The 6,701-nt window shown below is 67.7% G+C and carries 5 protein-coding genes; all 5 read left to right on the top strand.

The genetic code is table 11. The features are described 5' to 3' along the window. Positions 1 to 1,518: TonB-dependent receptor (locus VGD20_RS10255; RefSeq protein WP_331134348.1), on the top strand; the 1,518-nt coding region annotated here is incomplete at its 5' end. Between the two features lie 98 nt (positions 1,519 to 1,616). Beyond that, complete coding sequence (locus VGD20_RS10250; RefSeq protein WP_331134347.1) at positions 1,617 to 2,921, top strand: MFS transporter; 1,305 nt, start codon at positions 1,617 to 1,619, stop codon at positions 2,919 to 2,921. 54 nt (positions 2,922 to 2,975) lie between these two features. Beyond that, positions 2,976 to 4,556, top strand: coding sequence for a serine hydrolase domain-containing protein (locus VGD20_RS10245; protein ID WP_331134346.1), 1,581 nt, complete (start codon positions 2,976 to 2,978; stop codon positions 4,554 to 4,556). A gap of 697 nt (positions 4,557 to 5,253) precedes the next feature. Then, entirely contained in the window at positions 5,254 to 5,838 is a 585-nt protein-coding gene (locus VGD20_RS10240; protein WP_331134345.1) for an RNA polymerase sigma factor, read from the top strand. Beyond that, on the top strand, positions 5,835 to 6,701 hold an 867-nt coding region (locus tag VGD20_RS10235; RefSeq protein WP_331134344.1), incomplete at its 3' end, for a FecR family protein. The genes VGD20_RS10240 and VGD20_RS10235, both read left to right, overlap by 4 nt.

The raw sequence follows: 6,701 nt of genomic DNA, 5'->3' as shown, positions 1-6,701 counted from the left end.
GTGACCGGCGAGAAGAATGTCGATCGCGGCAAGGTCTATGGCGGGCGCCTCGACGCGCTCTTCGCACCCGCCGAGGGGCTTTCGGTCCGCTTGACCGGATTTGCGCAGAATGTCCGCCGCGGCGGCGGCAGCTACGCCAATATCGGCCTCGACGGCACCCCCGTCGCGGGGATGCTCGACCAGGCGCATCCGCTCGACGAGCCTTTCCGGTCGAATTTCCGTCTCGCGAGCGCCACGGTCGATTACGATTTCGGCGGCGCGACGCTGACCTCGGTGACGAGCTACCAGGCGAACAAGACCTATGCGACGACCGACGGCTCGGCGGTCTACGCGCCCTTCCTCCAGATTCTCGCGGGCATCCCGGCCGAAGCGGTTGCGGTGAACGAGCTTGCACGCACGCGCAAGTTCACGCAGGAAATCCGCCTTGCCTCGCCGACGGGGCAGCCGGTCGAATGGCTGGTCGGCGGCTTCTATACGCACGAAAAGAGCCTGCTCCGGCAGGTCGCCGATACCTATGGTGCCGGGCTCGTCCTCCTGCCGAACGTGAACGCGGTCACCGCCGCGATCGACAGCAAATATGAGGAATATGCCGTCTTCGGAAACCTGACCTGGCATATCACCGACGCGTTCGACGTGAGCGGCGGCATCCGCTACGCGCATAACGACCAGCGCTTCACCCAGAATGCCTCGGGCATCCTCGTCGTCTCCGCGCCGGGGTCGAGCTCGAGCGAGGGCGTGGTCACCTACCTTGCCAATGCGCGCTACCGTTTCAGCCGCAACGTGACGGCCTACGCCCGCTTCGCGACCGGCTATCGGCCGGGCGGTCCGAACTTCCGCGTCATCGATCCGAACACCAACGAGCCCTCGCCGGCGACCTTCGACTCGGATTCGCTGAACAGCTACGAACTCGGGATCAAGGCCGAGACCGCCGATCGCAGTTTCGGGATCGATCTCTCGGGCTATTATATCGACTGGAAGGATATCCAGCTCCTCAGTCCCGTCGCCGGTGTCTCGAACTTCGCGAACGGTCCCGGCGCGCGGATCAAGGGCGCCGAGCTTACGCTGACCGCTCGCCCCGGGCCGGGGTTCGTCGCGACCGGAGCCTTCGCCTACAACGACGGCTATCTGACCGAGGATGTGCCGCTGCTTGGCGCGCGCAAGGGCGAACGCCTGCCGAACACGCCGCATTTCACCGCGGCGGTCAATGTCGACTACAACCTCGCCGACAGCCCGCTGAAGCCGGCATTTGGCGCGACGCTGCGCTTTGCGTCGGACAGTCAGGCCAGCTTCGATGCAAGCCCCGCGCTCAGGCAATATGACGTTCCCGACTATGCGACCGTCGACCTGCGCGCCGGCCTCTCCTTCGGGCCGGTCGACGCGCAGTTCTATGTCCAGAACCTGTTCGACACGCGCGCTCAGCTGGCCGCCCAGACGATCCTTTCGCAGCTCGGCGGGCCCGCGCAGGTGCTTGTCCTGCGCCCGCGGACGTTTGGATTGCGGTTAAGCTCGCACTTCTAGGGTGCCTTCGTCGCCGGCGCGCTCCCCGGCGCGCCGGCGGCATCGATCGACATTCGCGAAAGAGGCTCCGCCTCTCCGTCCAAGTTCCGGGAGCCTGCATGTCCGCCGATACAAGTCTTCCCGCTTATCCCAGCCCGCGGCGCGCGCGCTATTCGCAGGCGATCATCGTCGCCATCGCCTTCTTCACCGCGATGGACATCTATATCATCTCGCTCCTCGTCGAGCCGATCAAGCACGAGCTCGCGCTGACCGATGTCCAGGTGGGGCTCGCCAACACGACCGTCCTCTATGGCGCCTATGCGCTTTTCTGTATCCCGATGGGGCTGCTCGTCGATCGCTCTAACCGCGTGCGCATGCTGGCTGCGGCGATGCTGCTCTGGTGCGTGGGGCTGTTGCTGACCGCTTTGTCAAAGGGGCTCTGGCTGCTCGTCGCGAGCAAGGCGGTGCTCGGGATCGCCAATGCGATCACCTTGCCGGCCTGCATGTCGTTGCTCGCCGATTATTTCCCACCCGGCCGCCGCGCGATGGCGACGACCTCCTACGGCATCGGGCAGGGGATCGGGCAGGCCGGCGCGATCTTCATCGGCGGGCTCGGTCTCGGCGCGCTGACACAGCTCGCGGCCGGCGGCTCCGACCTGCTCTTCGGCCTTACGCCCTGGCGCCTGGTCTCGCTCGGCTTCGCGATCGCCGGCATTCTCCTCGTTCCCGCCGTGCTGTCGCTCCGCGAGCCGGTGCGCATGGAAGTCGAGCAGCAGGGCGGGGGAAGCGCACGCGAACTCTGGGCCTATCGCGGCTTTCTCGTTCCGCTGCTGGCAGGAACGACGTTCCTCTCGGGCATGTCGACCGGCATATTGAGCTGGATGCCGCCTGCGCTCACGCGCATCTACGGCCAGGAACCCGGCGACTTCGCGACATGGTTCGGAACCGTATCGCTGGTGTCGGTGCTCGCGGGAATGGTCGCAGGCGGGCGGCTCAGCGAATATTTCCGCCAGCGCGAAGGGCGTGGCAGCGTGATGCGGCCCGCCGCTTTTGCCGCTTTGCTCTGCGTTCCCGCCTCGTTCGTCGCGATGATGCCCGATCTCGTCTGGTTCGCGGCGGCCGCAATCGTCTTCACCATCGCTTTCGCCGTCGCGATCACGATCCCGATGATCGCGATCAATTTTCGTATTCCCAACGAGTTGCGCGGCGCGGTCATGGGGCTCTACATCGTGACGGTATCGCTCGGCGGCGCGGCCGCGGCCCCGCTCGTCGCGATGGCGAGCGCGGCGTTCGGCGGCGACGCGATGCTCGGCCAAGGCATGGCGGCGGTTGGGGCACCTTTTGCGCTCCTTGCCGCGCTCGCGTTCTGGTGGGCATCGCGCAGCGGCAATACCTCGCCAGCGACCGCGCCGGGCACCGCCTAGCCGGGACATTCAGATAGTCCTTCCATTGCAACTCTTCCGACGAGGAACCTCGACATGACCGACAAGACGCTGGCGACACGATTCGATGAAGCGGCGATCGACGCGATTTTCGCGCCGCTCGACCAGGGCAGCCTGCCTGGTGCCGCGGTCGCCATCGCGATCGACGGCATACCTGTCTACCGGCGCGGTTTCGGGCTAGCGCACATGGAACTTCCCGTCCTTCTCGGCCCGGGGATACGGATGCGGATCGGCTCGACGACCAAGCATTTCACCGCGCTCGCCTTCCTGCTCCTGTGCGAGGAAGGCCGCGCCGCGCTCGACGATCCGATCGGAAAGCATGTCACGGGTCTCCATGCGGCGAGCCGCGACGTCACGATGCGCCAGCTGATGGGGCATACCTCGGGCATTCGCGACGCGATGGCGGTATCGATGCTGCTCAGCGGCGCGACCACGAAGGTCGGCGATGCGGCGTTCGTCGACTATTACCGGTCGATCGAGGACGTTGATTTCGCGCCGGGCACGAGCTGGAGCTACAATAATGGCGGCTATGTTCTCCTGACCGCCGCGATCGAGGCGATCACTGGCCAGTCGCTCGACACTGTGCTCCGCGAACGCATCTTCGAGCCCGTCGGCATGCACGACACGATGCTCCGGCGGTGGGACGGCGACTTCGTGGCCAATAGCGCGACGCTGCATTTCCGTGCCGCCGACGGCCGCTTCACGCGCGACTATATGGGCTCCGAGATCAGCGGCCCGGGCGGCATGGTGTCGACGATGGACGACATGCTGCGCTGGCTACGTCACATGGATGCGCCGCATGTCGGCTCCGCCGAAAGCTGGCGCCTGCTGCGCGAGCCGCACCGCCTCGCGAACGGCAGTTCGACCGGCTATGGCCTGGGGCTCGTCAACGGCTCCTATCGCGGCGCCCAGACGATCTCGCACGGTGGCGGCGTGATGGCGGGCAATTCGCAGATGATCAAGGTTCCCGCCGCCCGGCTCGATATCTCGATCGCGGTCAACCGAGCCGACGTGAACGGCGCGGACCTGGCGAACAGGATCATCGACGCCTGCGTCGCGGGGCTCGATCCCGTCGTCGATATGCCTTTCGACAAGCAGACGGCGGTCTTCGTGTCGCAGGAAGACGGCAGGGTGGTCGAGCTGATCGCCCATGGCGACATGCAGCTCATGGGGATTGATGGCGCTCCCGGGCTGCCGGTCACCGCCGACGAGGCTGGCAACCTGCGCTTGCCCGAGATCATGTCGTTCATCCGCCAGTCGGCGCGGGTCGACGGGAGCGCGCTTCTCTTCACCGACTTCGGCGACGAAAGCCGGCTCGAGCGGATCGAGACCGAGCCCGGCGCCCGGCTCGGCGATCGCACCGGGCGCTACGCGGCACCTGCGGTCGGGGCGAGCGCGACGCTTTGCGAAGACGAGGATGGCAGCCGGCTCGCGATATCGGGACAGCATGGGCGCGCCGATTACCGGCTGACCCCGATTACCGACCAAATCTGGAAGGCGGCGTCGCTTGGGCCGTTCGGCATGCTCGGCGGGATCGTGACCTTCGCGCACGATCACGGCAGCTTCGCCTTGGCGGCCGGGCGGATGAAGGGGCTCCGCTTCGACCGCGCGGGGTGACCGCTGGATGGCTGCGATTGCCTCGCTTTCGATCACGCGGGGGGGCGTGAGGGGCCGGAGCGGGGTGGAAGGAGGAGCGGTCAGTCCCTTGCTCCTCCTTCCGATCGCGGAGGCGCCGGACGTTTGTCCGCGTCCGGTACCGGCGAGGTCCCGCCGCTGGAAGGCTCCGCCGGACCTTGTTCGGTACGGAGCCGCCGCAGCGGCGCATTGCCGCGGGACAAGCGCACCTATCGCGCGGGAAGGCAGCGATATGTTGGATGCCTTTCGAACAACGGGGCAGCCTTGTTCCTGACGACCGGGCGGCCGAGACGCATGTCCAGGCCCTCGGGCTAAAGGTCTCGGCACATGCTCAAGCATGTTTTCCGACGCCCGGTACAGGGGAGCATCACCGACTTGCATTGCAGACGCCCCCGGCTATGCTTGGGGCGCGCGCCTTTCATGAGACGCGCGAGGCGAGATTGCCGCGCAAACGGAAAATTGGGCCGGGGCGAACTTGTTCCCGGGCCGCAGCCGCGAATGTCCAGGCCGCGCGAGGCGGCTAAAGGCGGCAGCACATGTTCCGGGCCGACATCTGACATCCGGCCGAGCCGGCTGGCCTCCCTGCCGGAGATTTGCCCATGTCGTTGGGCTTTCCCACCGCGCGCGTCTCGTGCGGTCGACATACGGGATGCGCTGAACGCGCCCGGGTGGTGCGCCCGTGCACCTGAAGCCGGTTCCCGACCGTCCGCGCACCGCGGGACTTGCCGAAGCCGACCCGCTTCCGCCCGCAGACGCGCGGCCACGAGCGGACGGGGCGTTTCTCGAACGTCTCTACCGCGCGCATCATGATGGTCTCATACGTTTTATCCGCCGCCGCGTGCAGGCCGAGCGCGCGCACGATGTCGTGCAACGGGTCTTTTGCCGGCTCGCGGGTCTCAGCGAGCAGGAGCGGGGAAGGATCGCTGCGCCCGCGGCGTATCTGCGGCGCGCTGCCGATAATATGCTGCGCGACGACGCGCGGCAGGAGGTGCGACGTTCCGCCGCGCTCCACGTCGGCGACGACGAGGTCGCGCTCCGCGCGGGCGATCAGTGGGCCGCGCTCGAGGCGCGCGACCGCCTGCGTCATCTCGAGGCCGCGCTTCTGCGTCTCAAGCCGCGGACACGCGAAATATTTCTCGCGCACCGCGTTGACGGCTATAGCTATGCCGAGATTGCCGCCCGGACGGGGCTCAGCATCAAGACGGTCGAAATGCATATGACGCGTGCCATCGCCTTTCTCGCGCAATCGCGCATGACGCCATGACCGACGCATCGCGGCGCGATAGCCCGCGCAGCGCGGCCGAATGGTTTGGCGTGATGCACGGGCCCGATGCGGACGCCGAGCGTGCCGCCTTCGAGCAATGGCGCGCGCTTCCTTCCAACGCCGAGGCCTATGCGCGGCTCGAGGCGACGTGGGACGAAAGCCTTTTTCTCGCGAATGCCCCGGTCGGACGGAACCGCGACCTGTCGCGCGCGCGGCGGAAGATTCCGCCCGCGGCGCTACTGGCGGCAGGCATCGCTCTGACGCTGCTTTCCGGAGGCCTGGTCGCCGGGCAGATGGGTTGGCTGGCTCCCGCGGAGAACCGGCAGGCCGCCGCCACGCGCGTGGCAGCGAGCACGATCACCGCCGGAGACACCATGCGAACCGTTGGACTGTCCGACGGCTCGCGCGTCACGCTCGACCGCGGTGCCGTTCTTCGCGATCTCGGGGGCGCCGACGCGCGGCACTTCGTCTTGCTGCGCGGCCGCGCGCGCTTCGACGTCGCGCACGATCCGGCGCGGCCGTTCCTCGTCGATGCCGCCGCGGGGCGGGTGATCGCGCACGGGACGGTCTTCGAGGTCGGCATCGAAGAGCGCGCGGTCCGCGTCGTCCTTCTCGAGGGTTCGGTCGAGGTTCGCGGCCGGGACGCCGCGAAGCCCGCGGCGGGCCGGGCGCGCTTTCTTGCTCCGGGCGAGCAGCTCGTCGTGGCCGGCGGCGAGGTGGGGGCACCGTCGCGCGCGGGCCCGGCCCTCCTGTCCTGGCCCGGGGCCATGATCGGCTTCGACGACACGCCGCTCGGCGAAGCCGTTGCCGCCTTCAATCGCGAAGGGGCGGCGAAAATCCGCCTCGCCGGTCCGGCGTTCGCC

The organism is Sphingopyxis sp. (assembly GCF_036402335.1).
Lineage (GTDB): Bacteria > Pseudomonadota > Alphaproteobacteria > Sphingomonadales > Sphingomonadaceae > Sphingopyxis.
The sequence above is the reverse complement of the archived record's forward strand: the minus strand, read 5'-3'. Positions and strand labels throughout refer to the sequence as shown.

What these genes read in the sequence shown, in the direction of transcription:
- VGD20_RS10250 (WP_331134347.1), top strand. Translation starts at nt 1,617, where the DNA reads ATGTCCGCCGATACAAGTCTTCCCGCTTATCCCAGCCCGCGGCGCGCG.
- VGD20_RS10245 (WP_331134346.1), top strand. Translation starts at nt 2,976, where the DNA reads ATGACCGACAAGACGCTGGCGACACGATTCGATGAAGCGGCGATCGAC.